Here is a 2837-nt window from a genome sequence, read left to right as displayed (position 1 = left end):
CGCTGCTGCTGGCATTGCTCAAGGCGCTGGACGAGGCCGGGCTGGTCGCGCCGGGGCGGCTTGAAGCCATGCTTGATGATGGCTGGGCCACCGCATGGCAGGCGATCCGCAGCTTCGATGTTGCTTCGCTTGCGGTGCATTGCGGGATTGAAGAGTCCGTCATTCGCGCGCTTGCGGCGCGGCTCGGCAACGGCGAGCCTGCCATCGTTTACGGCCGCATGGGCGTTTCGGTGCAGGCCACGGGCACGCTCAACCTGTGGCTGATCCAACTGCTCAACATCGCCACCGGCAATCTTGATCGCGAGGGCGGGGTGATGTTCTCCTCTCCCGTGATCGATCTGGTAACGAGCGCCGGGCCGGGCACCTATGACCGGTTCCGCTCGCGCATCGGTGATCGCCCCGAGGTGATCAGCGAATTTCCCACCGCGTTGCTGCCGCAGGAAATCGCGACGCCGGGCGAGGGGCAGATCAAGGCGCTGGTCGTCGTTTCGGGCAATCCGGTGCTGTCGTCGCCCGGCGCGCTCGAAGAGGCATTGCCGTTACTCGACCTGATGATCTCGGTTGACATGTATGTCACTGAAACCAGCGCGCATGCGCACTACATATTGCCGCCGTGCGGTCCACTGGAGAAGGATCATTATCCGCTGTTGCTTGGCCCCATCGCCATTCGCAACTATGCCGATTACTCGCTGCCGACGCTGCCGATGGAAGCTGGCAGCAAGGCGGACTGGGAGATCGTCGCCGAACTCGCCCGCGCGATACTGTCGGCAAAGGGCGAGGCGGTGCCCAACATCACCCCGCCGCGTGTGATTCTCGACGCGATGCTCAAACGGTCAGACTATGACGTGAGCCTGGAAGCGCTTGAGGCGAGCACCAATGGCATCGATTTTGGCCCGCACGTGCCGCGTCTGCCCGAACGGTTGCAGACGCGCGACAAGTTGATCGCCTGCGCGCCCCCGCTGTGTCTCTCCGCGCTTGAGGACTGGCGGGCAGGGTTAACGGTGGAGCCTGCGCAGCGGTTGCGATTGATCGGGCGGCGGCACTTGCGCAGCAACAACAGCTGGATGCACAACAGTCCAAGGCTGATCAAGGGACCGGAACGCTGCACGGCGCTCATGAACCCTGACGATGCCGCAGCGCATGGCCTGGCCAATGGCGATCTCGTGCGGATCATCAGCCGGGTTGGTGCGGTCGAATTGCCAATAGAAATCAGCGCCGATGTGATGTGCGGGGTCATCTCGGTGCCGCACGGCTTTGGCCATAACAAGCCGGGGACACGCCTTTCCGTCGCGGGCAAGCGGCCCGGTGTGTCGCTTAACGACTTGACCGACCCGCAGTTGCTCGATCCGCTGTCGGGCAATGCGGTATTGAATGGGACGCCGGTCACGCTGGAGAAGGTCAAAGCGGCTATGATCGCGGCGGAATAGCGGCTTGGCCTAGCGCAGTTGCCAGTGATGCGGTCGCGCTGCCACGCTCGGCAGGCTTGGGTTGGTCGGGCGATGGCGCCCAGCCGCTCATGTAAATGATCTCGAAGCGCTCGGTTGTCTTGCCGTCCGGGTCAGCAGCTTGCAAAAAGCACTGCCGTGCCGCATCCAGGCTCGCCTTACCAAACGTGCGCGGCGCATCGGCCAACACGTTGCTCCAGCCATGGCCGCGCAGATCGCGGACAAGGTCCATAAGGTCTGCATAGCGCACATCGATACGCTCGCTGTCGGCGACCGGCATCGCAAATCGCGCACGTTGCAACAGATCTCCCGCCGCGCGCACATCGATCTGCGGATGGATATGCGCCGCAACCCCGCCGCCCTGCGCCGCGTCGCCGGCCAACATCGCCGCCTTGAGCCGGGGCACCGACCCGGCCCCGACAAAGCTGCCCATGAACAGCCCGTCGGGGCGCAGCGCACGGTTGATCTGGATCAGCGTGCCGGGCAGGTCGTTGACGCTGTCGAGCGTGCCGATGGCAACCACCAGATCGAAGCTGGCTGGGGCAAAGTGCAACGCGTCTTCCGAGCACGTCACGTCGCAGCGAGTCGGCCCGGCGCTGGTCACACGCATGCCGCGCTGGATGACGTGGGCGCGCAACCCATCCGGCGTATGACCCAGTATCAGGACATCGGCGAAGTCGCGCGTCACCCATTCGAGACGTGCGGTAATTTCGTCGCCCATCAAATCGATCAGGAAACGATTCCCGGGCGCAGTCATCTGTGCGCTGCGCAGCATCGCGGCCATGCGGCGCGCGGGTGAAAACAGGGAACGGGGCGGCGTGAGATCGCTCATCGCACTCTTGTGCCGGGGTGAACGTCGCGCGACAAGAGTACATGTCCGTGCCTGCTGTCCTGCGTCCGCTGATTGATCTGGTGCTGCCCCCGCGCTGCCCCGGCTGCGGAGTGCTGGTGCACGATGAACTGCAGTTTTGCGGAGATTGCTGGAGCGCTCTGCGCTTCATCACCGATCCCGCTTGTGCATCGTGCGGCAAGCCGTTTGCGCACGCGCGCAGCGATGTGCTGATTTGCGCAGAATGTCTCGCACGACCACCGCGTCACGATGGCATCAAGGCGGCGGTGCTCTATGACGATGTGTCTCGCGCGATCGTGCTGAAGCTCAAGCATGGCGGCCGGATCGGTCTCGCCAATCTGATTGCCCGGCATCTGCTGCGCCATTTGCCTGCTGACCTCGACAACCATGTCATGGTGCCGGTGCCGCTGCATCGCTGGCGTCTTTGGCAGCGCGGCTTCAACCAGTCGATCCTGATCGCACGCGCGATGGCCGAGGTCAGGGCTGTGCGGCTGGAGGCCGATGCCCTGCGCCGCATCCGCGCCACGCCGCCGCTCAAGGGG

3 protein-coding genes are annotated in these 2837 nt (G+C 64.4%); 2 read left to right on the top strand and 1 reads right to left on the bottom strand.

All coding sequences use genetic code 11. The annotated features are described in order from the left end of the window. A partial coding sequence (locus tag ACEW8G_RS08470) for a molybdopterin oxidoreductase family protein (RefSeq protein ID WP_373487989.1) occupies window positions 1–1427 on the top strand: 1427 nt, incomplete at its 5' end. Here ACEW8G_RS08470 and ACEW8G_RS08465 read toward each other — a convergent pair. Then, window positions 1408–2277, bottom strand: coding sequence for a methyltransferase domain-containing protein (locus ACEW8G_RS08465; protein ID WP_373487988.1), 870 nt, complete (start codon window positions 2275–2277; stop codon window positions 1408–1410). The two genes, ACEW8G_RS08470 and ACEW8G_RS08465, sit on opposite strands and share 20 nt — an antisense overlap. 47 nt (window positions 2278–2324) lie before the next feature. Here ACEW8G_RS08465 and ACEW8G_RS08460 point away from each other — a divergent pair. After that, a partial coding sequence (locus ACEW8G_RS08460) for a ComF family protein (protein ID WP_373487987.1) occupies window positions 2325–2837 on the top strand: 513 nt, incomplete at its 3' end.

Source organism: Blastomonas sp., from assembly GCF_041747255.1.
GTDB lineage: Bacteria > Pseudomonadota > Alphaproteobacteria > Sphingomonadales > Sphingomonadaceae > Blastomonas.
The sequence above is the reverse complement of the archived record's forward strand: the minus strand, read 5'-3'. Positions and strand labels throughout refer to the sequence as shown.

Coding starts and splice junctions, on each gene's coding strand:
- ACEW8G_RS08465 (WP_373487988.1), bottom strand. CDS start 2,277: ATGAGCGATCTCACGCCGCCCCGTTCCCTGTTTTCACCCGCGCGCCGC.